A 26,338-nucleotide genomic window follows, 5' to 3' on the forward strand; every position below is an offset into this window, starting at 1 on the left:
ATCACAGAACAAAAACCGCCGAGCTCATACTGAAGTGTGTTTCCAGCTCTCTCGGCGTTTCAACTATGATTCGGTCCTTATTATGCCGTTTTAGCACTATTTTTCAGCTATCGCAAATGAGAATCATTGGTTAAAACGGTTAAGGATTTGTTCTTATTTTCATGATTTATGCGTTTGAAATAAGACGATATCAAGACCATATATTCAATATATTTGATGGAATCAATAGCAAAAGTAAGGGTAAGCAGTTAGTTAAGAATTAATAATGGCGGTTTAACTGCGTGGCGGGAATATTTGTGTGTTAATAAAACTGAGTTTCGAAATATTAACGGTGTTAAAAATTACGCTGTAAAAATAAATCCATTAACTATTTATTTTCAATGTATATACATATGCATTTGCGCTCTGCGTGCGTAATTGCAATGAATACTCATTTAGATTTGTAAATTGTGATGCATCTCACTTTCCCTCGCAATAATGGCAAGGGAAAGGAGATTGGCTTATTGCGCGGTTAGCGCTTCATTTTGCCAAAGGCGGCGGCCAGCGCGTCGCCCATTGCGCTGTTATTACCGCTGTCTGGTTTTTTGTCATTTCTCGCTTGGCGAGCCTGATTGTTCGCCGGACGTTGACGATCTGGCGTGCGTTCTGTGCTGCTGCGACGAGAACCGCTTTCGCCCGGTTGTTCGTCCAAACGCATCGTCAATGCAATACGTTTACGCTGCAAATCGACTTCCATCACTTTGACCTTAACAATGTCGCCAGCTTTCACGACTTTATGCGGATCGTCGACAAACTTATCTGCCAGTGAAGAAATATGCACCAAGCCATCTTGGTGAACGCCGATATCAACAAAGGCACCAAAGTTGGTGACGTTGGTGACTGAGCCTTCCAGAATCATACCCAGTTGTAGGTCGTTCATGGTTTCAACGCCGTCGGCAAAGGTCGCGGTTTTGAACTCAGGGCGCGGATCGCGTCCTGGTTTTTCCAGTTCCTTGATGATGTCGGTGACCGTTGGCACACCAAAACGCTCGTCGGTAAACTCGCTAGCCTTCAGGCCGCGCAGCTCCGTTGGATTGCCCATCAACTCCTGTAGACTTTGGCGTGTGGCTGCCAAAATACGTTCAACGATAGGATAGGCTTCCGGGTGAACGGTTGATGCATCCAGCGGATTGTCACCGTGGTTAATACGCAGGAAGCCAGCACATTGCTCGAACGCTTTAGGGCCTAAGCGGCTGACTTTCAACAGCTGTTCACGGTTGCTGAAACGGCCATTTTCGTCACGCCATCCGACGATATTTTGCGCCATCAAACGAGTGAGCCCTGCAACGCGAGCCAACAGCGGAACTGATGCGGTGTTGAGATCGACGCCAACGGCGTTCACGCAGTCTTCTACGACGGCATCAAGTTTTCGTGCCAGCTGGGTTTGGCTAACGTCGTGCTGATACTGGCCGACCCCGATTGATTTCGGATCGATTTTCACCAGCTCAGCCAGTGGATCTTGCAGACGGCGTGCGATAGATACCGCTCCGCGAATCGACACGTCCAAGTCTGGGAACTCTTGCGCCGCGAGCTCAGACGCTGAATAAACGGATGCGCCTGCTTCGCTGACGATAACTTTTTGGCCTTTGACCTCAGGGAACTGACGCTGAACATCTAAATAGAAGCGCTCAGTTTCGCGAGATGCGGTGCCATTACCAATCGCCACCAGTTCCACGTTGTGTTTGATACACAGCGCTGCCACTGAGGCGGCGGCTTTTGCGGCCTGTCCGGTGTGTGGATAGATGGTGTCTGTTGCGACGAGTTTACCTGTGCCATCGACTACGGCCACTTTAACGCCAGTACGTAAACCGGGATCGAGGCCCATCGTTGCTCGCATACCTGCCGGAGCAGCCATAAGCAGGTCGTGCATATTGCGGGCGAAAACGTTAATGGCTTCATCTTCGGCACGTTCGCGCAAGGTGCCCATTAGCTCAGTTTCAAGATGCAGCAACACTTTGATACGCCAAGTCCAGTTCACCACCGCTTTGCGCCAAGCATCAGCCGGTGCATTGTTTAGGCGTAAACCTAAATGATCGATAATGATTTGTTCGCAATAGCTTTCGCGTGGGGCTTGTTCAAACTGAGGATCGGCGTTCAGGGAGAGTTGTAATACTCCCTCGTTGCGGCCGCGGAACATGGCCAGTGCGCGGTGAGAAGGGACATTGGCAATCGGCTCGTGATGATCGAAGTAGTCACGGAATTTTGCACCCTCTTCCTCTTTGCCTTCAATCACTTTGGAAACCAGATGAGCATTTTTCCAGAGGTAGTTACGCACTTTAGCCAGCAGTGCGGCATCCTCAGAGAAACGCTCCATCAGAATATAGCGAGCGCCATCGAGCGCGGCTTTGGTGTCGGCAACGCCTTTATCGGCATCAACGTAGCGGGCGGCCAGCGTTTCAGGATCTTGCTGCGGGTCTTGCCACAGCGAATCGGCCAGCGGCTCAAGGCCTGCTTCAATCGCGATTTGCCCACGGGTGCGGCGCTTAGGCTTGAAGGGAAGATATAAATCTTCCAGCTCGGTTTTGCTCATGGTGCCCTTGATGGCACCGGCAAGCTGTTCGGTCAGTTTGCCCTGATCGTCGATAGATTTCAGAATGGTAGCTCGACGTTCTTCCAGCTCGCGCAGATACCCCAAACGGGTTTCTAACTGGCGTAGCTGGGTATCATCTAAACCGCCGGTGACTTCTTTACGGTAGCGAGCAATAAAAGGGACGGTGTTCCCTTCGTCCAAGAGGCGAATGGCGGAATCAACCTGCTCTGGTCGCGCTTGCAGTTCACTCGCAATAATGCGGCTCAATGAATCATTCATAGAATCAGTATGTCCGTAAGTTTAAAAATTATGGGCAAGTATATACTTTTTGATGCATAAACATGCCAGCTCAAGGGGCCGCGAAGCGCTCGGATAATGCCGAATTATGCTTTCGGATATTCAATCTCATTGATGTACCACACCGCTTCACCTACCGGCGTGGTCACGGTAACCGCATCGCCAACCTCTTTTTTAGCAATGCGCGCGCCATCGGTGAGTCGATAGAGATATAGTCTTTCTGGCCGAAAATTTCATCGTAGCCAACGATACGAAAACGCTTAATGACGCCTTCATCATTTTCGACTTCTACCCACGCGCCGAAGAACACCTTCCCATCCTGCTGTGGTGAATAGTCAACGATGCGCAGTTGCTCAAGGCATTTAGTGAGATAGCGGACTCGACGGTCGATTTCGCGTAGGCGCTTTTTATTATATTGATAGTCTGCGTTTTCGCTGCGGTCGCCGAGGCTGGCTGCCCATGTCACTTTCTTTGTCACTTCAGGACGCTCTTCGCGCCACAAATAATCTAGCTCCTGCTTGAGCTTTTCGTAGCCGCCGCGTGTAATCAGTTGCGTTTTCATTCTTTGCTGCCCTGTAAAACACATGAAAAAGAAGTCGAGGTATTCATTTCTGCCTGCATGAGGCGGGGATGGAACGTTATATCACGAATCGTAAGATTACAATTCGCGGCGAGAAGCTTCATCTTGCGATGCTGATTTGATCGCATTTTTGCCATAATAAGTGTAATAACTGCCCGTAAGCATAAGATAAATAACCTTTGTAACAATTTAGGCTAGAATATAAACCATTATCTGCTGTCTCAATTGCCACAGTTTCTGAACAATAGGCATCCTTAAAAAGATCGCTTTAATTATATCGGCTCAGCGTGTCGGGCATACAGCCTTTGGCGCCTTTGGGAGTACACCATGCAAGAGAACTACAAGATTTTAGTTGTTGATGATGACATGCGCCTACGTGCGTTGTTAGAGCGCTACCTGACCGAGCAAGGTTTTCAGGTGCGTAGTGTCGCCAACGCCGAGCAAATGGATCGCTTGCTAACCCGTGAATCTTTCCACCTGATGGTGCTGGATTTAATGCTACCGGGCGAAGATGGTTTGTCTATCTGCCGCCGTCTGCGCAGCCAAAGCAACCCAATGCCGATCATTATGGTAACGGCCAAAGGTGAAGAGGTCGATCGTATCGTTGGGCTGGAAATTGGTGCCGACGACTACATTCCTAAGCCGTTTAACCCGCGTGAGCTGCTGGCTCGTATCCGTGCGGTGTTACGCCGCCAGGCCAATGAATTGCCGGGTGCGCCGTCTCAAGAAGATGCGGTGATCTCCTTTGGTAAATTCAAACTGAATCTCGGTACGCGCGAGATGTTCCGTGAAGATGAGCCTATGCCATTAACCAGCGGCGAATTTGCGGTGCTTAAAGCGTTAGTGAGTCATCCGCGTGAGCCACTGTCTCGCGATAAGCTGATGAATCTGGCCCGTGGCCGTGAATACAGCGCGATGGAACGTTCTATCGACGTGCAAATTTCACGCTTGCGCCGCATGGTTGAAGAAGATCCTGCACATCCTCGCTATATCCAAACCGTTTGGGGTTTGGGCTACGTCTTTGTGCCGGACGGCAGTAAAGCATGAGGCGACTGCGCTTCTCGCCGCGTAGCTCATTTGCCCGCACGTTGTTGCTGATTGTCACCTTACTGTTTGTCAGTTTGGTGACAACCTATTTGGTGGTGCTGAATTTCGCGATTCTGCCTAGCCTACAGCAATTTAATAAGGTGCTGGCGTATGAAGTCCGTATGTTGATGACGGACAAGCTACAGCTTGAGGATGGTACACAGCTGGAGGTTCCTCCGGCGTTTCGGCGCGAAATTTATCGTGAGCTGGGCATTTCTCTGTATACCAATTCTGCGGCGGAGGAGAGTGGTCTGCGCTGGGCGCAGCACTATCAATTCCTCAGCCAGCAGATGGCGCAGCAGCTGGGCGGCCCAACCGATGTTCGCGTTGAAATAAGTAAGAACACACCGGTGGTGTGGCTCAAAACGTGGTTATCGCCTGATATTTGGGTGCGCGTTCCGCTGACGGAAATCCATCAGGGAGACTTCTCTCCGCTGTTCAGATATACCTTGGCGATTATGCTGCTGGCGATTGGTGGCGCATGGCTGTTCATTCGCATTCAGAACCGACCCTTGGTGGAACTTGAACATGCCGCCATACAGGTGGGGAAAGGACATATACCCCCGCCGCTGCGTGAATATGGCGCGTCTGAAGTTCGCTCCGTGACGCGGGCATTTAACCAAATGGCGGCAGGGGTTAAGCAACTTGCCGACGATCGTACCCTGCTGATGGCGGGCGTGAGCCACGATTTACGCACGCCGCTGACGCGTATTCGTTTAGCGACGGAGATGATGAGCAGCGAAGATGGCTATCTGGCGGAATCGATAAACAAAGATACCGAAGAGTGCAATGCCATCATTGAGCAGTTCATTGACTATCTGCGCACTGGGCAGGAAATGCAGACCGAGATTTGCGATCTGAACGGTATTTTGGCCGAAGTCGTGGCCGCTGAAAGCGGTTATGAACGGGTGATCGACACCGATCTTGCTGAAGGTGAACTGCTGGTTGATGTGCATCCGCTGTCGATTAAGCGTGCTGCGGTCAATATGGTGGTTAACGCTACCCGCTACGGTAACGGCTGGATTAAAGTGAGCAGCGGCACTGAAGGCAAAAGGGCATGGTTCCAAGTGGAAGATGACGGCCCTGGTATCGCTCCAGAGCAGTTAGCGCATCTCTTCCAACCTTTCGTGCGGGGCGAAAGTGCCCGAACAACCAGCGGAACAGGGCTGGGGCTGGCGATCCTGCAACGTATTATCGACGGGCACTCTGGTAGCTTGGATATCGGCACCAGCGAACGCGGTGGGCTGCGTATCCGCGCATTGTTATTGATGCCTGAGTCAGATCCTCTTACAGCGCATGACTCAAAATCAAGTCATAAAAAGAAAGACAAAGAGTCTCATCACTGATGATTCATCGTCTTTGCCGATGTGAATAAGTTGAGATAAACACGCTAGAAAAATAAAAGGAGCCAAATGGCTCCTTTTGTATTTTTACCGCTAAATCAAACCTTAGGGCCGACTTTCACCAGTGCCGCACCTGCTGGCGTGTCGGTGTATTTATCAAAGTTAGTGACAAAACGCTGCGCCAGATCTTGCGCTTTTTCCTGCCACTGCTCTTTGCTGGCGTAGGTATCGCGTGGATCCAGAATGTCAGGATTCACACCCGGCAGCGCCGTGGGTACTGCCAGATCGAAAATTGGTAGCGTGAAGGTTTCAGCGTTATCAATCTCGCCGCTCAGAATGGCATCGATAATGGCGCGCGTATCTTTGATAGAAATACGTTTGCCGGTTCCGTTCCACCCGGTATTCACCAGATAGGCCTGAGCGCCCGCCGCTTGCATGCGCTTAACCAGCACTTCTGCATATTTGGTTGGATGCAGAGACAGGAATGCAGCACCGAAACAGGCGGAGAAGGTAGGCGTTGGTTCTGTTACGCCACGTTCGGTACCAGCCAGTTTGGCGGTAAACCCAGACAGGAAGTGATACTGAGTTTGGTCTGCGGTTAAGCGAGAAACCGGTGGCAGCACGCCAAATGCGTCGGCGGTTAAGAAAATAACCTTCTTCGCGTGGCCCGCTTTTGAAACCGGCTTAACAATGTTCTGGATATGGTAAATCGGGTAAGAAACGCGGGTGTTTTCAGTTTTTGAACCGTCGTTAAAATCGACCGTGCCATCTTCCAGCACGACCACGTTCTCCAGCAGTGCATCGCGGGTGATCGCGTGGTAGATATCTGGTTCAGCCTCTTCAGACAGCTTGATGGTTTTCGCGTAGCAACCGCCTTCGAAGTTAAATACGCCGTCATCGTCCCAGCCGTGCTCATCATCGCCGATGAGCTGGCGCTTTGGATCGGTTGAAAGCGTTGTTTTACCCGTGCCAGACAGGCCGAAGAAAATCGCCACGTCGCCTTTTTCGCCCACGTTGGCAGAGCAGTGCATAGACGCGATATTTTTCAGCGGCAGCAGGTAGTTCATGATGGAGAACATCCCTTTCTTCATTTCGCCGCCGTACCACGTACCGCCGATCAGCTGGATGCGTTCAGTAAGGTTAAACGCAACAAAGTTCTCAGAGTTTAATCCCTGTTCTTTCCACTGCGGGTTGGTGCATTTGGCGCCGTTCATCACGATGAAATCGGGCTTGAAGCTCGCCAGTTCTTCGTCAGTAGGGCGGATAAACATGTTTTTAACGAAATGAGCCTGCCATGCGACTTCGGTAATGAAACGAACGCTTAGGCGGGTGTCGCTGTTTGCTCCGCAGAATGCATCGACAATGAATAAACGCTTACCTGAAAGCTCTTTGGTGACGAGCGATTTCAGATGCTGCCAAGTTTCAACGGAAAGAGGGTGGTTATCGTTTTTGCCTTTCCCTTGATCTGACCACCAAACGGTATCGCGAGTCACATCGTCGCGCACAATGTACTTATCTTTCGGTGAACGACCGGTGAAAATCCCAGTATCAACGGCAACTGCGCCAAGCGTTGTTACTGTTCCGCGTTCATATCCCTCTAGATTAGGAGCGGTTTCTTCTTGGAAGAGCAGGTCATAGCTAGGGTTGTAGATGATCTCAGCTGCGTCAGTAATTCCATATTCTGCTAAATCCTGTGGGGTTAAGCCTTTCGTATGCATGACACTACTCCTTTCCTTGTAAGATTAGATTTTTTACTAGGTCTAGTGTCAAAGATTGGAGCCTGTTTAACCGAGAGAACCATCAAAAAAAACAATTTTCATCCGGCTTTCATTCAGTTATGAGATGGATGCCACGGAATTTGCGCGTAGATAATCTATATATGCTGAGCAGGATCAATGAAAAAGCCCGCACAATGGCGGGCTTCGTGTTTGGCATGACGACATTAATGCTTAATGAACGCACTCGTCGTTGTGGTTTTGTCCACCTGCCAGTAATGATTCGATATCAATTTTATCAAATACATAGTGGTTACCGCAGTAATCACAGTGCATATCGATGTTGCCATCTTCTTCTAACATGTGGTTCAGCTCTTCCACTGGAACGGTCAGCAGTGCGCTGGCGCTGCGCTCGCGTGAACAGGTGCAGCGGAAAGTGACGTCTTGTGGCTCATACAGGGTGACTTCTTCCTGATGATAAAGACGATAAAGCACTTCGTTTGCTGGAAGACCGAACAGCTCTTCAGATTTTACCGTCGCGGTCAGCTGAGCCAGATGCGATAAATCTTCCACGTTATTCGGCTGTGCAGGCATGATTTGCAACAACATACCGGCTGCACATGCATTGCCATCGTGCTCACCGGTACGGATGAACAAACGGGTTGGCAGCTGTTCAGACTGCATGAAATAGGCTTCTAAGCATTCAGCCAGCGTTTCACCTTCTAGGCCAACTACGCCCTGATAACGCTCGCCTTCGCTTGGTGTGATGGTAATAACCATCACCGCATTGCCTAACATTTCACGCATGCTGCTGCCTTCGGCGATATCGCCCTGCAAACGTGCAACGCCGCGCATTTCCTGCTGGTTGTTACCGTTGATGACGGCCATTTTCAATGGGCCATCGCCCTGAAGCTGAACGGTGATGTCACCGTCAAATTTCAGCGTAGCGGTCAGAAGGCTAGTGGCAACCAACAGTTCGCCCAGCAGCGTTTGTACCGGTGCCGGATAGCTGTGGTTTTCGAGCATCTGCTGGAAAGTGTGGCTGGCGGTGACCAGCTCGCCGCGAACGGCCATATTTTCAAACAGATAGCGATGTAATTGGTCGTGATTAGACATGGTTTTCTCTCTTAGGACTGCCGGTTTATCCAGCTAGCCGTTTTTAAATTTATTCGTTTGAAGCTTGTTCGCTTTTAAATTTCAGCAACGTGCGACGCTCTTTTTTGTCAGGGCGGCGATCGGGATGCGGCATGGTTAGCGCATTCATCTTGCGTGCGAGTGCAACCTTTTCGCGGTTTTCAATGCTGGCCGCTGTTTCTTCATAAAGCTGCTGAGCATCGGCGGCGCCGCGTCGCTGTGCCGTGAGCGCGGTGACGATAACGGTTCGATCGTCATTGCCTTGGCGTAGCTTAATTTCAGCGCCAATCTCTACGGATTTGCTGGGCTTACCGCGCTGTCCGTTGTAGTGGACTTTGCCACCGTCGACCATGTCGCGGGCAATGGCGCGGGTTTTATAGAACCGTGCGGCCCAGAGCCATTTATCCAAACGAATGGCGCTGTCTTCCTGTTCGTTCTTACCTTTCATGTCGGCTCCTACCTGTATGAGTTCGCCCAAGGTGCCGAGCTTTCGCTGCCGCAGCGAACTACTGTGGCTGAAAGGCTGGCAATAATGTACGGTAATCATTCATGGACGGATGGCGTGAGAATTGCTTTTCGGCCATGCTTGAGTCCGGGTTGCGAACACCAAGGCAGTAGCGAATACCATAGCTTTGGGCTGCATCCAGAATGGGTTCGGCATCATCGACAAACAGCGTAGTTGCAGGATTAAAACCAGTACGTTTTTGTACCGCCTGCCACAGTCGCTGATCTTCCTTCGGATAACCAAATGTGTGGGTGGAAAATAATAAATCAAGATGCTGATCGAGTCCGGTGTGCTGCAACTTCACCGCAAGCCCGTGTGGATGGGCGTTAGTCAGCAAAATAGTTTTTCTGCCGCTGGCACGAAGTGCCTCTAAAAACGGTTGAGTATCTTGGCGTAAACGCGCACGAGCGCCAACTTCGGAGGTCATTTGATAGATATCTAAGTCTAGACGATCGCTCCAATAGTCAAAGCAGTACCAATTCAGCGTATGTTGCACCGCGTTATATTCATGGCGGATGAGTTTTTTGGCTTCATCAAGCGTAATGCCGCGGCGCTCGCTCAGAGTCTGTGGCACCAGATTAAGCCAAAAGTAGCTGTCAAACTCCAGATCAAGCAATGTTCCATCCATATCTAGCAATACGGTTTCGATTTCTTGCCAATTAAAATTCGGCTGATGGTTCAGGGTAGGGGACATACAGGCTCCTGCTAGATAGGCGAAAAGGCCAGCGGATGCTGGCCTTAAGGAATTATATTTTTACTCGAGTGGCTTGTCATGCCAGCCCTTGAAATTAACGGCGCGGGGCGGTATCAAAAGGCATGATGTTATGGTTAATGCACTGGTCGTAGTAACGTTGTATCTCAGGAATACGATTCATCGATTTCTGTATTCTGAACATAAACATCAGTGCGTTAACGATAATAATCAGCGTCACAGCGAGCAGCAGTGCGCAGGTTAAGATGTATCGCCATAGCGTTAGGCCGTCGGGTTCGCTGTGCAACATAATATGCCGAGTACCGTTGGCATCGGTACTTAGCTCGGTGATCACGCCGCTGGCTTTAAACGGGGTAGCCAGTAGCTGCTGTGAGAGTGACTCCAGCTCACGCCACTGATCGATAGCCGTGTAATCGTAGAGTGAAATGGCAGGCTGTGGATGATTTACCAACTGCTTACCTTCATCGCTGATAATCAAAAACCCGCCCGGCGGCGTTGCGGTGAGTGACTGTGCGGCCTGATGCGTCTCGCGATAATAGAACGAAGAGACGGCGCTATTGACGATGTTTGATAATAGCTGGGCACTCGCCGGACGTAGCAGCACGTTCACGCCGTCCAGCCCCCCGTTTTGCGCTTTTTTCAGCAGTGCGCTCCATGATTTGCTGTTGCCAAGATTCACCAGCGAATTTTTTAGTCTTGTGCATTCAGACTGTTGCGCACAGAGATCTTCGGTTCGCAAAACGATATCAGCAAAGTCATCTAGCAAGATCATGCCGGATTTTTGAATTGCGCTAGCCAGTCCTGGGTTAACTTTCTGATCTTCATTGTTCGCGTTTAGCTGGCGATTCACCGTCGCAAGCAATGCCGCGGCGTTATCTACGATATCAGACGCGGGTGCAGACATTGGGGTTGCGTTGCTCCAGTAAATCGCCGAGCAATCAAAAGGCATAAAGGGATAGCGCACTCCGTCTTGATAGGACGCGGGAACACGGCACATGCCGGTACCTTGAATGTTTAAGGTATCCCCAACGTGCAGCGGCAGCGCAGCCAGCGATTTCACGCTATTCACATCAACGCTGTGTGTTCCATGTAACCACGCGGAGCTGAGTTTGAATGGGATGCTGAGAGGCTGAGTCGTGAGCAGCAACGTGAGCGTAAGAAGCGCTCCACCGAGCAGCACGATATTGCGTCCCCAGCGCTGCAGGGGAAAGTTTTTAACCTCATCGTGCAGTGAGAGGAAACGCCCCTGACGCACCACGTGCCGACTGAGATACATCTCGATATCGGTTTTATGCCCGAGATCTTTTTGAATATAGTTCTGCCAATGTGCGGGATAGATGAGATCTAAGGTGCCTAGAGATACGTTGTTGATTTGCCCAACGTTAGACTCGCCAAATAACCCCCAGCGTTTGGGGATCCCGCGGATGCAGTGGATTTCTTTCAGATCGCGTTCGGAAGGGCGACTGTACAAGCGCCAAATACCCCATGCGATAAGCCCCGTGGCAACGGTGAGCAGCCACGGCATCAAGGCGTTAGGGCTCATGAGGCTGGCATACAGCATGAGTAATGCCACCACGATGACGATAGATTCGCGAATACCGCCTTGCTGGCTGAGCTGGTACTCCAACTGGGTTTCTTTGCGAACGCCTTGCAGCTCGACTTTTTCACTTTCGGTTTGGCGAATTGAAGCGCTGCTGGTGCTATCGGGAGGAGGAAGCAAATCCTCGTGTGCTGCGTCAACCAACGAGTGGCCGTTGATGGAGATAACCAAAGGAATGCTGTGAGTTTTGATCACCTCAAGCTGGTTATCGTCGGCGATATATTGTTCCCAAAAAACGGGCAGGTGAACCTCAATATTATCAAGGTAATAGCGTCTTTTATTGGGATCGTCGGTGGTCAGTTCGTAGCGGGTTATCGCATGGACGAGCGGGTAAACGCGATCCCCCTGAGGCATCAGGCGATGTTGAGCTACGGGCATGGGTGCATGAGAAGAACCTGAAGGAGAGTCTAGCTTATTGAGATATTGCTCAATGGCCTGAAGTTCATCTTTTTGCAGTTTGCGCAGTTTAGTTTTAAGAAATGGGAAAGATGTTGTTAATAAGGCAGATTTTTTCATCTTAGACCAATAGGCACATCCGGCAATCAGCAGGCAAAGGATCAGTAGGATTGATGCGATAGCTGGTGCGCTCATGCCGACCCCGTTTGGTAATCATCACCTTTCCACCTTGTCCAAAAGGACATTATACTGATGAATTATAAAGCGAATATAAATATATGTTATGAAATGATTTTATTTATAGTTTTGCAAAGATTGTCGCATATTTAAGTAAAAAGGTTAGCAGTCGGAGCCTGCTGATTATATCGGCATTATCCGATTTTTCTCATGTGTGGCAAGTAATAGCGGCTTATTGGGTAGAATTTTTTGACTCTGGCTGGCTGGAAACAAGACTGCAAAATATACTCAACAATTGTTGCGAATCTCACACCTTCTGCGCACAATGCAGAGTAGCTAATTACTGTGATCTGCATCTATAAACGAAAATATCGAATCAAAATATGTCGCCTGTCAGTCGCCATTCCCATGATTTGGATAGTGCAGTATTACGATAATCGACGGGAAACCATTAATTCGGGGCCATCATGGAAAAACTCCCACAAAAGCCAAAAATTCTCAGCGTGGAAACCATTGCACGCTCACGCCTGTTTAATGTGGAGTCGGTGGACTTAGAGTTTAGCAATGGTGTGCGCCGCGTGTATGAGCGTATGCGTCCCTCTGAGCGCGAAGCCGTGATGATTGTGCCTATCCTCGGTGACGACCTACTGCTGATCCGCGAATATGCTGTCGGGATTGAGAGCTATGAACTTGGTTTTCCTAAAGGGCTGATTGATCCTGGCGAAGACATTTTTCAGGCGGCAAATCGAGAGTTAATGGAAGAGGCGGGTTTTGGTGCCGAGCAGTTCACTTTTTTGCATAAGCTGACGATGGCTCCTTCCTATTTTTCCAGTCGGATGAATATTGTTTTGGCCGAAGACCTTTTCCCTGAGCGTTTGGAAGGGGATGAGCCAGAACAGATGCCGGTTGTGCGCTGGCCGATCGCGCGCATGATGGAGCTGCTTGACGATCCTGATTTCCGCGAAGCGCGCAGCGTAAGCGCGTTGTTCTTAGTGCGAGAGCTTTTGGCTGCGCGAGCCGTTAAGGCTGGCTGATTTACGTCAGCGCGAAATATAAAAAAGGGGCCAATTGGCCCCTTTGTCATTTCAGTGGTTCTGCACTAGAACAGTTCGTGGCTTTCGCCACCGCTGTCGGTCACCGTGGTGCCTGCTTCATGTACCGAGTACTCCGTTGGCTGAGTGCCATCGATAAAGTATTCAGACTTGCTGCCAGCGCCTCCGCCTGAGAGTTTGCCGGTGTATTTGTCGATAGTGACGCTAACAATACCCGGAGGTGGTGCCATTTTCTGCTCAGGAACGCCTTCTAATGCGGCTTTCATAAAGTCATCCCACGCTGGCTGGGCGCTTTTCGCACCGCCTTCGCCGCCGGAGATTTGATCTTTAATTGCGCCAGACGCGGTGGTTCGGCCTAAATCGCGACGATGATCGTCAAAACCAATCCAAACGCTGGTCACGATATCTGGGCCATAGCCAGAGAACCACGCATCTTTTGAACTGTTGGTCGTACCGGTTTTACCACCGATATCATGACGTTTCAGATCACGCCCTGCACGCCAGCCGGTACCCATCCAGCCGCCACCGGGCTCACCCCAGATATTGCTGTTGAGTGCGTCATGCATCAGGAACGCCAGCGGCGTGTTGATCACATGCGGTGCGTATTGTTGATCCGAATCCTGACTCATCTGCGCTGGTGTAACTTGCTCAAGCTGAGGCATCGGCACCGCCGCGTTAGCGTTGCTATCCTGAGAGACGGCGACGTTTTCGACGCTGTCATCGGTAAGCGCAACGGCTTTTGGCGTTTGCCCATAAATCACTGGCAAATTACAGCTTTCGCAAACAACCTTCGGTTTAGCTTCGAAGACCACTTTATCTTCACCGTCGATAATTTTGGTGATGAAGTAAGGGTCAATTAAGTAACCGCCGTTAGCAAATACCGCATAGCCGCGAACCAGCTGCATTGGGGTAAACGACGCAGAACCTAACGCTAAGGATTCGGTATGCACGATATTTTGCGCAGGGAAGCCGAAGCGCTGCAGATATTCCGCTGCATAATCTACTCCCATCGCACGCATCGCACGCACCATCACCACGTTCTTCGATTCACCTAAGCCCTGACGCAGGCGAATTGGGCCTGCATACGTTGGCGGTGAGTTCTTAGGACGCCAATCGGTGCCTGCACCCGCATCCCAGCGAGAGATCGGTAAGTCGTTCAGAATCGATGCCAGCGTTAAGCCTTTGTCCATCGCTGCCGTATACAAGAACGGCTTGATGTTAGAGCCCGCTTGGCGCAGAGCCTGAGTGACGCGGTTAAATTTACTTTGGTTGAAGTCAAAACCACCCACCAGTGCTTTAACGGCACCGTCTTGCGGGTTAAGGGAAACCAGCGCCGAGTTCACATCTGGAACCTGCGCCAACCACCATTTCTGCTCTTCATCCTGACGAACCCAAATTTGCTGGCCCGGCTGAATCACATCGTTGACGCGACGCGGCGTAGGGCCTTGAACGCGATCGGTTTTGAACGGACGCGCCCAGCGAACTGTCGCCATTGGTAGCGTGACATTATCGCCGTTGGCAAGCATGACGGTGGCTTCATCTGCGCTGGATTCAGTGACAACCGCAGGCAGCAATGGCCCATAGGTTGGCAATGTTTTGAGCGAGTTCATGATTTGCTCACGCGACCATGTTGGCTGACCCACTTTCCACAGCACATTAGACGGCCCACGGTAGCCGTGGCGCATGTCATAGGCGATAACGTTGTTACGTAACGCGCTTTGAGCGGCTAATTGCAGGCGCTTGGTGACGGTGGTGTAAACCTTATAGCCATCGGTATAGGCATTTTCACCGTACTGTTTCAGCATCTCCTGACGCACCATTTCAGACAGATAAGGTGCAGAGAAGTCGATTTCTGGCCCGTGGTAGCGCGCTTCTAACGGCTCGCTACGTGCTTGGTCATATTCAGCGCGAGTGATGTATTTCTCGTCCAACATGCGGCTCAGTACCACGTTACGGCGAGCTAAGGCACGGTCATGAGAATACAGCGGGTTAAAGGTTGACGGTGCTTTTGGCAGACCGGCAATCATGGCAATTTCGCTCAGCGTCAGCTGATCGACGGTTTTGCCAAAATAGACCTGTGCAGCAGCGCCAACGCCGTAGGCACGGTAACCCAGATAAATTTTATTGAGATACAGGTCGAGAATTTCATCTTTAGTCAGCAGTTGCTCAATGCGGATCGCAAGGAAGGCCTCTTTGATCTTACGCATCAGCGTGCGTTCTGGACTCAGGAAGAAGTTTCTCGCCAGCTGTTGGGTAATGGTACTCGCACCTTGCGAGGCATGACCTGTGAATAACGCCACGGAAGCGGCGCGGAAAATCCCCACCGGGTCAACACCGTGATGTTCGAAGAAGCGACTGTCCTCAGTCGCAATAAAGGCATTCACCATCTGCGGCGGAACTTGTTTCAGCGGCAGAGGTACACGGCGTTTTTCACCGTATTGCGCGATGAGATACCCATCGGCGCTATAGACTTGCATCGGTGTTTGCAGACGGACGTCTTTAAGCGTCGCGACATCGGGCAGCTGTGGCTCAACGTATTTGTATAGACCAAATACTGTGGCCGCTCCCAGCAGAATGCAACAGACTGCAAGAATGATTAGATACTTTACGAACTTCACCTAGAATTTCCCATCACTTGTCAATTGGGCAGTTTATAAACAAACGCGCAGTAGTATAAAGGCAACCCAGCACGGAGGATACGTTCTTTTCTTTCATTGACGATACGGAGATCGCTGCATATGTTCGCACGGACTTGGCAGTTAGGGATAGATATTCAGCCTCGGACATTTTGTGCCGTGGCAGTCAGTTATCAGCGTAAAGGCTGGCAGCTCAGGCGTTGGTGGCAGTTTTCATCACACATAAATGTGGTCGAAAGTGGACGATTATGCCAATCGGAATGGCTGAATAATCGACTTTCTGACCTACGCCGCCAGCTTCCCGGTAGAACATCAGTACGTATCGGCCTATCGCCGGAAATCATTATGCAGCAAAGCATTTCAACGCCCGAGATGAGTTTGCCCATCAACCTACAGCGCAACATTCTTGATTTAGCCGCCGAGCGAAGCCTTATGCTGCCTCGATCTGAGTTTGTCTGCGACTACACGCGTTTGCCCTCCCACCCGAAAGCATGGCTGATGACCGCTGTGCGCCAGCAAGATATGCACGATTGGCAAACCCCATTGATTGCTGCCGGTCTGACACCGAACGTTGCGGATATCACCCCTTGCGCGCTACGGCGAGCGGCGGCTCTCAGCGGGCAGTCGCCAACGGCATTATTGCTGCATGTGGGGGAATATGTGCTGACGTGGACTGCGCCTTTCTCTCAGCCGCTGGCGTTTGGGTTTATCGCGCGCCAAAGCGGTGAGTCGATGCCTGAACTGATCGAACGAGCCGTTGCGCATGCAGGGCTTCAAGGGATCGACAGCCCAGAAGTACTCACTTGTGGAACTAACAACGCCTCAGGCTGGTCGCCATTTCGAGCGCTGACTTACCTACAACCGCCTTTGCCCTCGCAGCCGGAGATGTTTGCTTTGGCCGTCGGGTTGGCGTTGTGCGAGGAGAGAACTTCATGGAGCAGATAAACCTTTGCCCTTGGTTTTCGATTTTGCGCACTCAGCGGCTACGGCTTTGTATGCTGTGCTTCGCGGCTGTGGTGGCTATTTTGATATTGATAGCCATCTATTCCGCTTATCAAGTGCATCGCCAAGTTCAACGTTGGGAGGCTGCAACAGCCGTGTCGCAACGACAGAGCCAGCAGTTACAGCATCAGCAGGTTCAACTCGCCGCGTGGACGCTACAGGCAAAAAATCAGCTGCGCCAGAATCAACAATCTGAGCGCAACCGCGAAAACGATCGGCAGATCCTAGCCTTTATTTTAGCGCTACAACGCCGTATTCCGGCGCAGGTGTGGCTGACACGTCTTTCATGGCATGCAAATCGCTTAGCCATTGAAGGGGTGACGTCAACACCGGCCGCCGTTTCAGCCTTTACACAACACCTGCATCAAAGCGCCGTTTTGCCCGAGCTGCAACTCATGAAAATGAGCGTGGCCGAATCAGGGCTACAAAAATTTTTGCTTGAAGGTGGTCAGCATGAATAGCGCTACAGAGTATGTAATTGATTGGTTATGTGAGTTAAGCCAACAGCGTTTTTATGCGGTTGTCTGTGCCATCTTCCTGTCTTGCAGCGCGCTAGGTGGGTTTGGCGTGGTCGCGTTGTCTCAACGGGCTGAATCATCTTCTTGGCAACGTCAGCAAGATGCACAAGCCGCGTGGGAGCGATTGAGTATTCATGTCTTAAGCCAGCAGGCCTCACTGTTGCAGCTTTCTATTAATGCCATATCGATAAAACCGTTAGCGGCGCAGTGTGCTGATTTGCCCGTTGGTGAACGTTTTTCTCAACAGATGGCGTGACAGAAAGAACCGAAAGTTCATGGCGAAAAGGGAGCCGGTTGGGGGATCAAAGGCTCGCTAAGCTTCTCTCAGCTTGTGCAGTTAGTGAATGAACTGGCTAGCTGTGCTCGGTTCATCACACGGCTAGAGCTTGAGTCGGAATCTGAAACGATCTCAGGACAGCTCTCACTCGCGGGAGAGGGAATATGAAGAGTCATGGCTGGCAAGTTCCTGTGTTTGTATGCCTAGGCGTTATATCGGTTAGCTCCTCTCAGGCGGAAAGAGATCCTTTTCATCCTTTGATACCGCCATCAATATCCGTTGAGACTGACACTGGGCGGGTTTTGGGCGTGATTGGTGATGGCCGCTGTTGGCGAGTGTGGGTGGCTTCAACGAGCGGGGGCGCAATGGTTGCTGTGCCGTTGTTCTCGCCGCGTAGTGATGTGGAAGATGCATCGAAAAATAATGAGTTTTCGGTGTTCGAAAAACCGGCTGTTTATCCGTTTAGTTGTCCGGCGATAAGCGCTGAAAGGGAGTCCATGGAATGAAAAAGGTGAAAAAGGAATTTTGGTATGGTTGTTTGCTCTGGCTTAGCGCTTTTTCGGCACTCTCTGCGCCGTCGCGTGATAGCACCCCAATAACCCTTACCTTCTTTGACGCGCCTTTGGTTAACGTGCTGCAGGCGCTAGCGGATAATCGCCACCTTAATTTAATGGTGAGTGACGAGGTTAAAGGAAATACCTCAGTGAAATTGGTTGATGTACCGTGGCAGCGGGCATTACAAGCAATAGCACGTATGAATCAGTTATCGATTGAACAAACGGGCAATATTCTCTTTGTACAGACAGCGGAGAGCGTTGATAGGCACCTGGAGTTGGTGCATAAAAAACAGCAGCAAGAGAAAGATCTGGAGAAAACGTCTGTTTCCATTGCGTTGCAGCAGGCGGATGTGGATGCCGTGGTCAAAAGCCTGACGCAACAAAAAAGTGGGTTGTTAAGCGCACAGGGCAGTATCAGCGCCGATCCGCGCACCAACACGATTTTGGTGCGGGACTTTCCCGAAAATACCCGAGCGGCTCAGGCTTGGATCGCAGAGCTCGATCAACCCGTTTCACAGGTGCAGTTAACCGCGCATATTGTGACCATCAATCGTGAAAGCTTGAATGAGCTAGGGATTCGTTGGGGAACTACAGAGCCTGAAGATAGCGCGACGTCTGACTCAAGCGGCTTTCGGCTGAACCAATTCAACATGGGGTTGCCGGTGGAAGGGCGTGCATTTAACGCTGGTTTTCAAGTTGCGCGCATTGGTGGTCGCTTATTAGAGCTGGAGCTTTCGGCTCTGGAAAAAGAGGATAACGTGGAAATTATTGCCAGTCCTCACCTGATGGCGACAAATTTACAGACGGCAAGTATCAAACAAGGTACTGAAATTCCTTATGAGGTTTCTAGCGGTGCCAGTGGATCGACCTCGATAGAATTTAAAGAGGCGGTGTTGGGGATGGAGGTCACGCCTCGGGTGATGCGAAATGGAAAAATCACGCTGATGTTACAGATCACGCAAAATATGCCGGGTAGGAGTATTAAGCAGGGTGATGGAGAAGCTTTGGCCATTGATAAGCAGGAGATCAAAACACAGGTCACCCTGAATGATGGCGAAACTGTTATCCTAGGCGGGATTTTTCAACGGCAAACTGTGCATGGAAAAACACAGGTGCCAAAATTGGGCGATGTTCCCTTACTTGGTGCGCTGTTTCGCGACTCAACGGAAGAGGCAAAACGGCGTGAACTGGTGATTTTTATCACGCCAAGATTGGTAAAAACGGAAATGCCCACTGCATTACTCAGGAATTAAGCATTCGATACTTTTTTGCTCAAAAGGTAGAAATTTTTATCACATGAATGGTTTCCGCGTTTGACGCTGCGCTTGATTTAGCTTACAAGGGTAGCGAATTAAGCACCGAGCTTTTCCGTACCCCGGCCAAAGCGTTATCGCCGTGAAGTAACCTTTGGCGTGCGCTGTGATTTATTCGGTTGCCAAACTACCTAGAGTGTTGAGATAATTTTTCGTCTGATCTCACACTATCGCTCATGAGGTTTCAGTTTAGGTCCCGTCGCTAATTTGATTGGCGGGGCGGGTTATCATTAACGAATTGTCTTAGTAGTACCGAAAAACATGGCAGAGAAACGCAATATCTTTCTGGTTGGGCCTATGGGTGCCGGCAAAAGTACTATTGGTCGTCAGTTAGCTCAGCAACTGAATATGGAGTTCTTCGATTCCGATCAAGAAATTGAGCGACGCACCGGCGCTGATGTTAGCTGGGTATTCGACGTGGAAGGTGAAGAAGGATTCCGCGATCGTGAAGAAAAAGTCATCAATGAACTGACTGAAAAACAAGGCATTGTTCTGGCAACTGGTGGTGGTTCCGTGAAATCTCGCGAGACTCGTAACCGCTTGTCAGCTCGCGGCGTGGTTGTTTATCTTGAAACCACTATCGAGAAGCAATTGGCTCGTACACAGCGTGATAAGAAACGTCCGTTGTTGCAGGTAGATACACCGCGTGAAGTGCTGGAAGAGTTGGCAAAAGAACGCAATCCACTGTACGAAGAAATTGCTGATGTGACCATCCGTACAGATGATCAAAGTGCTAAAGTTGTTGCTAACCAGATTATTCATATGCTGGAAAGTAACTAATAATACCCTTGTTACTTGGGTTATCGCGACGTTAGCTGTGTGCGTTCGCCGGAATAACTTACTCATGTAGGTTGGTCGGGGTTCGTTCACGTGCTGGCTTTCAGTTATCCCAGCTAATTTGGCTATACACTGAATTCTTAATCTGAAAAAGGTTCTGAGCACACCATGGAAAGGATTACCGTCACTCTTGGGGAGCGTAGCTACCCGATAACGATAGCCTCTGGTTTGTTTGAGGAGCCTGCTTCATTTCTGCCTTTAAAGGCAGGCGATCAGGCTATGTTAGTGACCAATGAAACACTGGCGCCAATATATCTTGAACGTGTCAAACATGCGCTTGAGCAGACCGGTGTTCGGGTAGATCAGGTGATCTTGCCGGACGGCGAGCAATACAAAACGTTGTCTGTGATGGAGCAAGTCTTTACTGCATTGCTGCAAAAGCCCCACGGGCGTGATACCACGCTTATCGCTTTGGGCGGCGGTGTTATTGGCGATCTAACCGGTTTTGCGGCTGCGTGCTATCAGCGCGGAGTGCGTTTCATTCAGGTGCCAACAACATTGTTGTCTCAGGTCGACTCTTCCGTTGGCGGGAAAACAGCCGTTAACCATCCACTGGGTAAGAACATGATCGGGGCCTTTTATCAGCCCGCGTCTGTCGTGGTGGATATCGACTGTTTGAAAACGCTGCCAGCGCGCGAACTTGCTTCAGGCTTAGCTGAGGTTATCAAGTACGGCATCATTCTTGATGGTGAATTCTTCGTATGGTTAGAAGAGCATCTGGATGAGCTATTGGCGCTTGATAATAAAGCTATGGCGTACTGCATTCGCCGCTGCTGTGAGCTTAAAGCTGAAGTCGTCGCCGCGGATGAGAAAGAGCAGGGTGTACGTGCACTGCTGAATCTTGGCCATACTTATGGCCATGCGATTGAAGCAGAAATGGGCTACGGTAATTGGTTACACGGTGAAGCCGTTGCGGCGGGTATGATGATGGCCGCTGAAACTGCGCGTCGTCTGGGCCAATTCAGCGAGGCAGATGTCGCTCGTGTAAGAACGTTAATTGCACGTGCTGGGCTACCAGTTACTGGGCCAAAAAGTATGACTCCAGAATCTTATTTACCACACATGATGCGTGATAAGAAGGTGCTGGCGGGTGAACTGCGTCTGGTGCTGCCAACAGCGATTGGTCAGTCAGAAGTACGTTCAGGCGTAGCCCATGAGATTGTCTTGGCTGCGATTGCGGATTGCCGCGGTTGATGATGTTGTTGAATCATTGAATATTGAATTGACCGGTGAGAATCAAAACGCCCCACCGGTTTTGCCTCTGACTGGAGGGTGGATATGGAAGAAGAAGAGTTCAAACCTGATGAAGATCTAAAGCCTGATGCAAGCGATCGTCGCCCGACGCGCACACGCAAGGCTCGTCCTTCAGCACCGAAATTAGCGGTATCTCGTCAACATATGATGATGGGGATTGGTATTTTAGTGCTGTTGGTGTTGATCATCGGCATTGGTTCAGCGTTGAAATCGCCTTCGAAAGGTGAGGCAGGCCAGCAGGCTAGCAACGGTGGAACCAAAGATATCAGCCTGTCGGGATCTTCTTCCTTATCCAATAATACGGCGAGTAATACCACTGATGCCCACGATGGCAGCGGTGTGAACAACTCCGGTATGATTGATCATTCCGCTGACGCTGGAAACGCGCCAGCCGCGCAGCCACAAGACGTGTCTGTTCCGCCGATTTCCAATACGCCAACTCAGGCTGCACCTGTTCAAGGTGAGCAAGGGCAGCAGCGTATTGATCTGGCTGGCAACAACATGTCTGATGCGTTGACTCAACAGCAAGGGCAGGTTGACTCTGCGGTGCAGGGTATTGATGGTGGAGCTAATGCTTCAACATTGCCAACGGCTCCGGCTACCTTGGGATCGGGTGCTGCTGTTTCTAAGCCTGCTACCAACAACGGAACTGCGCAAAATATCCGTCCGATCCAAACTAAGCCTGCGTCTACGGCAAACAGTAATGTCACCAAGCCGCACTCAGGCAAAACAACGGTTAGCAAAACGCCTACGCATACGGCAAACGCTGCTAAACCAACAAACACCAAGACGCCAGCAACGACGGCCACTAAACCTGCAACACACGCGGTCAGTTCTGCCGTTAGCGGTGCGAATGCGTCACTGAAAGGTGCGCCTTCTAACCACTACACGTTGCAGTTGAGCAGCGCATCGCGTTCAGATTCTTTGAACGCCTATGCGAAAAAACAGAATTTGGCTCATTATTGGGTTTATGAAACTACCCGTAACGGCAAGCCTTGGTACGTACTGGTGAGCGGAAGTTACTCAAGCTCGGCTGAAGCAAAACGGGCGGTGTCTACGCTGCCTGCTGATGTTCAGGCGAAGAACCCTTGGGTACGTCCGATGAGCCAAGTACAAAAAGACGTTAAAAAATAAACAGTGGTATACCTAAGTTATTGCAGCTGCGAGATCGCTTATGGTCGTCGCAGCTGCCAATAAGAACGGTATAAAATGCGCGCTGATGTGCTGTCTAGAACAGTGTTTGATCCGCCGATTTGAATTGTAAAAGTAGCTTACTGACGGCATGAAGAAAAACCGCGCTTTTTTAAAATGGGCTGGTGGAAAGTATCCACTGGTAGACGAAATTCGTCGATATTTGCCTGCCGGAAAGCGGTTGATCGAGCCCTTTGTTGGGGCCGGTTCCGTATTTTTGAATACGGATTATGAGGAATACCTGTTAGCGGATATTAACGCTGACCTGATCAATCTGTACAACATCGTTAAAACTCAGCCTGATAACTTTGTTCGTGATGCTAAAGTGATGTTTAGCGGAGAGTTTAATCAATCTGAGATGTTTTATGCCCTGCGGTCTGAGTTTAATCAGAGCCAGGATCCGTACCGCAGAGCGGTGTTGTTCCTGTACTTGAACCGACATTGTTATAACGGATTATGCCGCTATAACTCTCGTGGTGAATTCAATGTACCGTTTGGTCGCTACAAGAAACCCTATTTCCCTGAAGCTGAATTGTATTGGTTTGCGCAGAAAGCGCAGAAAGCGACTTTTGTTTGCGAACACTATACACAGTCGATGAGCCAGGCGGTGGATGGAACGGTGGTGTATTGCGATCCGCCTTATGCACCACTGTCTGCAACTGCGAACTTTACGGCTTATCACACCAACAGCTTCAGCATGACAGATCAATTAAAGCTCGCTGAAGTGGCATCAAACTTATCGTTGCAGCATAAAATCCCGGTTCTGATCTCTAATCATGACACCGAGCTGACACGCCACTGGTATGCACAGGCCGATCTGTTTGTTGTGAGCGCACGCCGAACGATTAGCAGCAAAGTCGGTGGACGTAACAAAGTAGACGAATTGCTGGCGCTGTATTCCTGAAATTTGCACAGTGTCTGAACCGAGCACATGGAGAAACGGATGAAACAGTATTTAATTGCCCCGTCGATTTTGTCTGCAGACTTTGCCCGTTTGGGGGAAGATACTGCCAAAGTTTTGGCGTCAGGCGCTGACGTTGTTCATTTTGACGTAATGGATAATCATTATGTCCCGAATTTAACCATCGGTCCGATGGTGTGTAAGGCACTGCGCGATTACGGTATCACTGCGCCTATTGATGTGCACTTGATGGTGAAACCCGTCGACCGCATCATTCCAGACTTCGCTGAGGCAGGCGCTAGCATTATCTCTTTCCATCCTGAAGCCTCTGAGCATGTTGATCGTTCATTACAGCTGATTAAATCCTTGGGCTGCAAAGCCGGTTTGGTGTTCAATCCTGCAACATCGCTGAGCTATCTTGAATATGTGATGGATAAAGTGGATGTGATCCTGCTGATGTCGGTGAATCCCGGCTTCGGTGGTCAGTCGTTTATCCCTGCAACGTTGGATAAACTGCGTCAGGTACGTAAGCTTATCGATGCCAGCGGCCGCGACATTCGTTTAGAAGTCGACGGCGGTGTGAAGGTCGATAATATTGGCGCCATCGCTGCCGCCGGTGCAGACATGTTTGTTGCTGGCTCCGCGATCTTTGGTCATCCAGATTACGAACAGATTATCACTCAGATGCGTGGCGAAATTGCCAAGGCGTGTAATGAGTAGCTCCGGCTCTACCCAGTTCATATCCAAACGTTTTGAAGGCATTCAGGCGATTGCCTTCGATTTGGATGGCACGCTGGTGGATAGTGCTTCGGGCCTAGCGGCTGCTATGGACAAAGCTATGAAGGAATTAGGCCTGCCTATTCCTGGACTGGAGCGGGTAAAAAACTGGATCGGAAACGGTGCTGATATGCTGGTGAATCGCGCCTTAGTCTGGGCCGATCAAGAGCCAACCGATGCACTGTGTCAGCGTACCCGCGCCGCATTTGATTTTTATTATGCCAGCACGGTTGAAACGGGCAGTCAGCTTTATCCTGAGGTGGCGCAAACGCTCGCTTCGTTGTCTCAGCATGGTTATTTGCTTGCGCTGATTACCAATAAGCCTACGCCGTTTGTTCGACCATTGTTGATCTCCCTTGGCATCGATAGTTATTTCACTCATATCGTGGGTGGTGATGACGTGGTGAAGAAAAAACCCCATCCCGCGCCGTTATATCTGGTACTGGCCAAAACTGGCGTACTGGCGAGTGAATTGCTGTTCGTCGGCGATTCTCGTAACGATATTCAGGCCGCGCATGCCGCTGGGTGTCCATCGGTGGGGATGACCTATGGTTATAACTACGGTGAACCCATCGAACGCAGTGAGCCAAGCTGTGTGCTAAACCAATTTTCTGACTTGTTGCCCCTGATCGGGCTGCCCCCTTTAAGCTAAGACGTATAGGAACTGTGACATGAGTAAGCCCATCGTTTTCAGTGGCGCACAGCCATCTGGTGAACTGACCATTGGTAACTACATGGGTGCTTTGCGCCAGTGGGTGCAGATGCAAGATGAATACGACTGCATTTATTGCATCGTTGACCAGCACGCTATCACCGTGCGTCAGGATGCTCAGCAGCTGCGTAAAGCGACTTTGGATACGCTGGCGTTGTATTTAGCCTGCGGTATTGATCCAGAGAAAAGCACTATCTTTGTTCAGTCTCATGTTCCTGAACATGCTCAGCTTGGCTGGGTGCTTAACTGCTACACCTATTTCGGTGAGCTGAGCCGTATGACGCAGTTCAAAGATAAATCGGCACGCTATGCTGAAAATATCAATGCGGGTTTGTTCGATTATCCTGTGCTGATGGCGGCGGATATCTTGCTGTATCAAACGACTCAGGTACCGGTGGGCGAAGATCAGAAACAGCATCTGGAACTGAGCCGCGATGTGGCAGCACGTTTCAACGCACTTTATGGTGATATCTTTAAAGTGCCAGAGCCGTTTATTCCTAAGTCTGGTGCTCGCGTGATGTCTTTATTAGAGCCGACCAAAAAGATGTCCAAATCTGATGATAACCGTAATAACGTTATCGGCTTATTGGAAGATCCTAAGTCTGTTGTTAAGAAGATCAAACGTGCGGTCACCGATTCTGATGAGCCAGCAGTAGTGCGTTATGACGTCGTGAATAAGGCCGGTGTTTCCAACCTGCTGGATATTCTGGCTGGCGTAACGGGTAAAACTATCCCAGAACTCGAACAAGAGTTTGAAGGTAAGATGTACGGCCATTTAAAAGGTGCCGTTGCCGATGCAGTTTCTGGAATGCTGACAGAACTACAGGAGCGTTATAACCGTTTCCGTAATGATGAAGCTTTCTTGCAACAGGTCATGCGTGACGGTGCTCAGAAAGCGCGTGCGCGTGCACAAGACACGGTGAAGAAAGTCTATGATGCTATTGGCTTTGTTGCTCAGCCATAATATCTAACGCTTAGTCGTAATCAAAAACCCGCTTATTGATGGCGGGTTTTTTGTTTCTAATAACCCCATGAGTTTTCTATTTATTGAAATGTGAATTTATAATATTAAGAAATTTATGCTTGTTTGTTCGGGGAAATAAGAAAGGAAATAAACTATAACGATAGATGGCGTAGCTTAATATTATTTATGCTCATCAGTAATAAACTGGCAAGCATAAATAGGTTAATTTCTGA

General features: G+C 50.1%; 22 protein-coding genes and 1 pseudogene. 15 read left to right on the forward strand and 8 right to left on the reverse strand.

Going from position 1 to position 26,338, the window contains the following annotated elements; translation table 11 throughout:
- Nucleotides 1-511: 511 nt before the first annotated feature.
- Together DSM2777_RS04785 and greB are read right to left on the reverse strand one after the other, a co-directional pair.
- Nucleotides 512-2,848, reverse strand: a complete 2,337-nt coding sequence (locus DSM2777_RS04785) for a Tex family protein (protein ID WP_061553312.1) — start codon at nucleotides 2,846-2,848, stop codon at nucleotides 512-514.
- Nucleotides 2,849-2,952: 104 nt separating this feature from the next.
- Nucleotides 2,953-3,428: pseudogene (gene greB / locus DSM2777_RS04790) on the reverse strand (transcription elongation factor GreB).
- Between the two features lie 345 nt (nucleotides 3,429-3,773).
- Here greB and ompR point away from each other — a divergent pair.
- Together ompR and envZ are read left to right on the forward strand one after the other, a co-directional pair.
- Nucleotides 3,774-4,493, forward strand: a complete 720-nt coding sequence (gene ompR, locus DSM2777_RS04795) for an osmolarity response regulator transcription factor OmpR (protein ID WP_004091002.1) — start codon at nucleotides 3,774-3,776, stop codon at nucleotides 4,491-4,493.
- On the forward strand, nucleotides 4,490-5,878 hold the full coding sequence (gene envZ, locus DSM2777_RS04800) for a two-component system sensor histidine kinase EnvZ (protein ID WP_061553313.1): 1,389 nt from the start codon (nucleotides 4,490-4,492) through the stop codon (nucleotides 5,876-5,878). Before ompR ends, envZ begins: the two co-directional genes overlap by 4 nt.
- A gap of 95 nt (nucleotides 5,879-5,973) precedes the next feature.
- Here envZ and pckA read toward each other — a convergent pair whose 3' ends face one another.
- From pckA to DSM2777_RS04825, 5 genes are all read right to left on the reverse strand, one after another.
- Nucleotides 5,974-7,593 (reverse strand): phosphoenolpyruvate carboxykinase (ATP), encoded by a 1,620-nt coding sequence (pckA, locus tag DSM2777_RS04805; protein ID WP_040047010.1) that lies wholly within the window; start codon nucleotides 7,591-7,593, stop codon nucleotides 5,974-5,976.
- 231 nt (nucleotides 7,594-7,824) lie between these two features.
- Nucleotides 7,825-8,706 carry an Hsp33 family molecular chaperone HslO gene (gene hslO, locus DSM2777_RS04810; RefSeq protein WP_040047009.1) on the reverse strand — a complete coding sequence of 294 codons (882 nt, stop codon included), beginning with the start codon at nucleotides 8,704-8,706 and terminating at the stop codon, nucleotides 7,825-7,827.
- Nucleotides 8,707-8,755: 49 nt separating this feature from the next.
- Nucleotides 8,756-9,172: a ribosome-associated heat shock protein Hsp15 gene (hslR, locus tag DSM2777_RS04815; protein WP_046459754.1), complete on the reverse strand. Its 417-nt coding sequence runs from the start codon at nucleotides 9,170-9,172 to the stop codon at nucleotides 8,756-8,758.
- Nucleotides 9,173-9,230: 58 nt separating this feature from the next.
- The gene (gene yrfG / locus DSM2777_RS04820) at nucleotides 9,231-9,923 is read right to left on the reverse strand and encodes a GMP/IMP nucleotidase (protein ID WP_025799303.1); all 693 of its coding nucleotides are present in this window, start codon (nucleotides 9,921-9,923) and stop codon (nucleotides 9,231-9,233) included.
- 94 nt (nucleotides 9,924-10,017) lie between these two features.
- Complete coding sequence (locus DSM2777_RS04825) at nucleotides 10,018-12,132, reverse strand: IgaA/UmoB family intracellular growth attenuator (RefSeq protein ID WP_046459755.1); 2,115 nt, start codon at nucleotides 12,130-12,132, stop codon at nucleotides 10,018-10,020.
- A gap of 449 nt (nucleotides 12,133-12,581) precedes the next feature.
- Between DSM2777_RS04825 and nudE the strand changes: the two genes are divergently transcribed.
- Nucleotides 12,582-13,148, forward strand: a complete 567-nt coding sequence (gene nudE, locus DSM2777_RS04830) for an ADP compounds hydrolase NudE (protein WP_046459756.1) — start codon at nucleotides 12,582-12,584, stop codon at nucleotides 13,146-13,148.
- A 65-nt stretch (nucleotides 13,149-13,213) separates the two neighbouring features.
- On the opposite strand, the gene mrcA is transcribed toward nudE, so the two are convergent.
- Entirely contained in the window at nucleotides 13,214-15,784 is a 2,571-nt protein-coding gene (gene mrcA, locus DSM2777_RS04835) for a peptidoglycan glycosyltransferase/peptidoglycan DD-transpeptidase MrcA (RefSeq protein ID WP_061553314.1), read from the reverse strand.
- A gap of 120 nt (nucleotides 15,785-15,904) precedes the next feature.
- Here mrcA and DSM2777_RS04840 point away from each other — a divergent pair, with 120 nt between their 5' ends.
- From DSM2777_RS04840 to trpS, 12 genes are all read left to right on the forward strand, one after another.
- Nucleotides 15,905-16,747: a type IV pilus biogenesis protein PilM gene (locus tag DSM2777_RS04840; protein ID WP_061553315.1), complete on the forward strand. Its 843-nt coding sequence runs from the start codon at nucleotides 15,905-15,907 to the stop codon at nucleotides 16,745-16,747.
- Nucleotides 16,735-17,265, forward strand: a complete 531-nt coding sequence (locus DSM2777_RS04845; RefSeq protein WP_061553316.1) for a PilN domain-containing protein — start codon at nucleotides 16,735-16,737, stop codon at nucleotides 17,263-17,265. The genes DSM2777_RS04840 and DSM2777_RS04845 overlap by 13 nt, the downstream gene beginning before the upstream one ends.
- Entirely contained in the window at nucleotides 17,258-17,578 is a 321-nt protein-coding gene (locus tag DSM2777_RS04850) for a hypothetical protein (RefSeq protein WP_061553317.1), read from the forward strand. The genes DSM2777_RS04845 and DSM2777_RS04850 overlap by 8 nt, the downstream gene beginning before the upstream one ends.
- Nucleotides 17,579-17,763: 185 nt before the next feature.
- Entirely contained in the window at nucleotides 17,764-18,105 is a 342-nt protein-coding gene (locus DSM2777_RS04855; RefSeq protein WP_061553318.1) for a hypothetical protein, read from the forward strand.
- Nucleotides 18,102-19,409 carry a DNA uptake porin HofQ gene (hofQ, locus tag DSM2777_RS04860; protein WP_061553319.1) on the forward strand — a complete coding sequence of 436 codons (1,308 nt, stop codon included), beginning with the start codon at nucleotides 18,102-18,104 and terminating at the stop codon, nucleotides 19,407-19,409. Before DSM2777_RS04855 ends, hofQ begins: the two co-directional genes overlap by 4 nt.
- A gap of 321 nt (nucleotides 19,410-19,730) precedes the next feature.
- Nucleotides 19,731-20,249, forward strand: coding sequence for a shikimate kinase AroK (gene aroK, locus DSM2777_RS04865; RefSeq protein WP_046459763.1), 519 nt, complete (start codon nucleotides 19,731-19,733; stop codon nucleotides 20,247-20,249).
- Nucleotides 20,250-20,414: 165 nt separating this feature from the next.
- A complete protein-coding gene (gene aroB, locus DSM2777_RS04870) occupies nucleotides 20,415-21,500 on the forward strand; it encodes a 3-dehydroquinate synthase (protein WP_040047001.1) in 1,086 nt (361 codons plus the stop codon).
- 84 nt (nucleotides 21,501-21,584) lie between these two features.
- Nucleotides 21,585-22,694, forward strand: coding sequence for an SPOR domain-containing protein (locus DSM2777_RS04875; RefSeq protein WP_046459764.1), 1,110 nt, complete (start codon nucleotides 21,585-21,587; stop codon nucleotides 22,692-22,694).
- Nucleotides 22,695-22,842: 148 nt separating this feature from the next.
- On the forward strand, nucleotides 22,843-23,655 hold the full coding sequence (gene dam, locus DSM2777_RS04880) for an adenine-specific DNA-methyltransferase (RefSeq protein ID WP_046459765.1): 813 nt from the start codon (nucleotides 22,843-22,845) through the stop codon (nucleotides 23,653-23,655).
- Nucleotides 23,656-23,694: 39 nt separating this feature from the next.
- On the forward strand, nucleotides 23,695-24,372 hold the full coding sequence (rpe, locus tag DSM2777_RS04885) for a ribulose-phosphate 3-epimerase (protein WP_025799279.1): 678 nt from the start codon (nucleotides 23,695-23,697) through the stop codon (nucleotides 24,370-24,372).
- Entirely contained in the window at nucleotides 24,365-25,081 is a 717-nt protein-coding gene (locus DSM2777_RS04890) for a phosphoglycolate phosphatase (protein WP_046459766.1), read from the forward strand. The genes rpe and DSM2777_RS04890 overlap by 8 nt, the downstream gene beginning before the upstream one ends.
- A gap of 19 nt (nucleotides 25,082-25,100) precedes the next feature.
- Entirely contained in the window at nucleotides 25,101-26,105 is a 1,005-nt protein-coding gene (trpS, locus tag DSM2777_RS04895) for a tryptophan--tRNA ligase (RefSeq protein WP_046459767.1), read from the forward strand.
- Nucleotides 26,106-26,338 lie beyond the last annotated feature (233 nt).

The sequence above is a fragment of the Obesumbacterium proteus genome, assembly GCF_001586165.1.
GTDB classification, from domain to species: Bacteria; Pseudomonadota; Gammaproteobacteria; order Enterobacterales; family Enterobacteriaceae; genus Hafnia; species Hafnia protea.

What these genes read in the sequence shown, in the direction of transcription:
- hslO (WP_040047009.1), bottom strand. Translation starts at nt 8,706, where the DNA reads ATGTCTAATCACGACCAATTACATCGCTATCTGTTTGAAAATATGGCC.
- dam (WP_046459765.1), top strand. Translation starts at nt 22,843, where the DNA reads ATGAAGAAAAACCGCGCTTTTTTAAAATGGGCTGGTGGAAAGTATCCA.
- DSM2777_RS04850 (WP_061553317.1), top strand. Translation starts at nt 17,258, where the DNA reads ATGAATAGCGCTACAGAGTATGTAATTGATTGGTTATGTGAGTTAAGC.
- DSM2777_RS04825 (WP_046459755.1), bottom strand. Translation starts at nt 12,132, where the DNA reads ATGAGCGCACCAGCTATCGCATCAATCCTACTGATCCTTTGCCTGCTG.
- DSM2777_RS04875 (WP_046459764.1), top strand. Translation starts at nt 21,585, where the DNA reads ATGGAAGAAGAAGAGTTCAAACCTGATGAAGATCTAAAGCCTGATGCA.
- yrfG (WP_025799303.1), bottom strand. Translation starts at nt 9,923, where the DNA reads ATGTCCCCTACCCTGAACCATCAGCCGAATTTTAATTGGCAAGAAATC.
- nudE (WP_046459756.1), top strand. Translation starts at nt 12,582, where the DNA reads ATGGAAAAACTCCCACAAAAGCCAAAAATTCTCAGCGTGGAAACCATT.
- DSM2777_RS04845 (WP_061553316.1), top strand. Translation starts at nt 16,735, where the DNA reads ATGGAGCAGATAAACCTTTGCCCTTGGTTTTCGATTTTGCGCACTCAG.
- DSM2777_RS04890 (WP_046459766.1), top strand. Translation starts at nt 24,365, where the DNA reads ATGAGTAGCTCCGGCTCTACCCAGTTCATATCCAAACGTTTTGAAGGC.
- DSM2777_RS04785 (WP_061553312.1), bottom strand. Translation starts at nt 2,848, where the DNA reads ATGAATGATTCATTGAGCCGCATTATTGCGAGTGAACTGCAAGCGCGA.
- hofQ (WP_061553319.1), top strand. Translation starts at nt 18,102, where the DNA reads ATGAAAAAGGTGAAAAAGGAATTTTGGTATGGTTGTTTGCTCTGGCTT.
- pckA (WP_040047010.1), bottom strand. Translation starts at nt 7,593, where the DNA reads ATGCATACGAAAGGCTTAACCCCACAGGATTTAGCAGAATATGGAATT.
- aroK (WP_046459763.1), top strand. Translation starts at nt 19,731, where the DNA reads ATGGCAGAGAAACGCAATATCTTTCTGGTTGGGCCTATGGGTGCCGGC.
- trpS (WP_046459767.1), top strand. Translation starts at nt 25,101, where the DNA reads ATGAGTAAGCCCATCGTTTTCAGTGGCGCACAGCCATCTGGTGAACTG.
- rpe (WP_025799279.1), top strand. Translation starts at nt 23,695, where the DNA reads ATGAAACAGTATTTAATTGCCCCGTCGATTTTGTCTGCAGACTTTGCC.
- hslR (WP_046459754.1), bottom strand. Translation starts at nt 9,172, where the DNA reads ATGAAAGGTAAGAACGAACAGGAAGACAGCGCCATTCGTTTGGATAAA.
- DSM2777_RS04840 (WP_061553315.1), top strand. Translation starts at nt 15,905, where the DNA reads ATGTTCGCACGGACTTGGCAGTTAGGGATAGATATTCAGCCTCGGACA.
- aroB (WP_040047001.1), top strand. Translation starts at nt 20,415, where the DNA reads ATGGAAAGGATTACCGTCACTCTTGGGGAGCGTAGCTACCCGATAACG.
- ompR (WP_004091002.1), top strand. Translation starts at nt 3,774, where the DNA reads ATGCAAGAGAACTACAAGATTTTAGTTGTTGATGATGACATGCGCCTA.
- envZ (WP_061553313.1), top strand. Translation starts at nt 4,490, where the DNA reads ATGAGGCGACTGCGCTTCTCGCCGCGTAGCTCATTTGCCCGCACGTTG.
- DSM2777_RS04855 (WP_061553318.1), top strand. Translation starts at nt 17,764, where the DNA reads ATGAAGAGTCATGGCTGGCAAGTTCCTGTGTTTGTATGCCTAGGCGTT.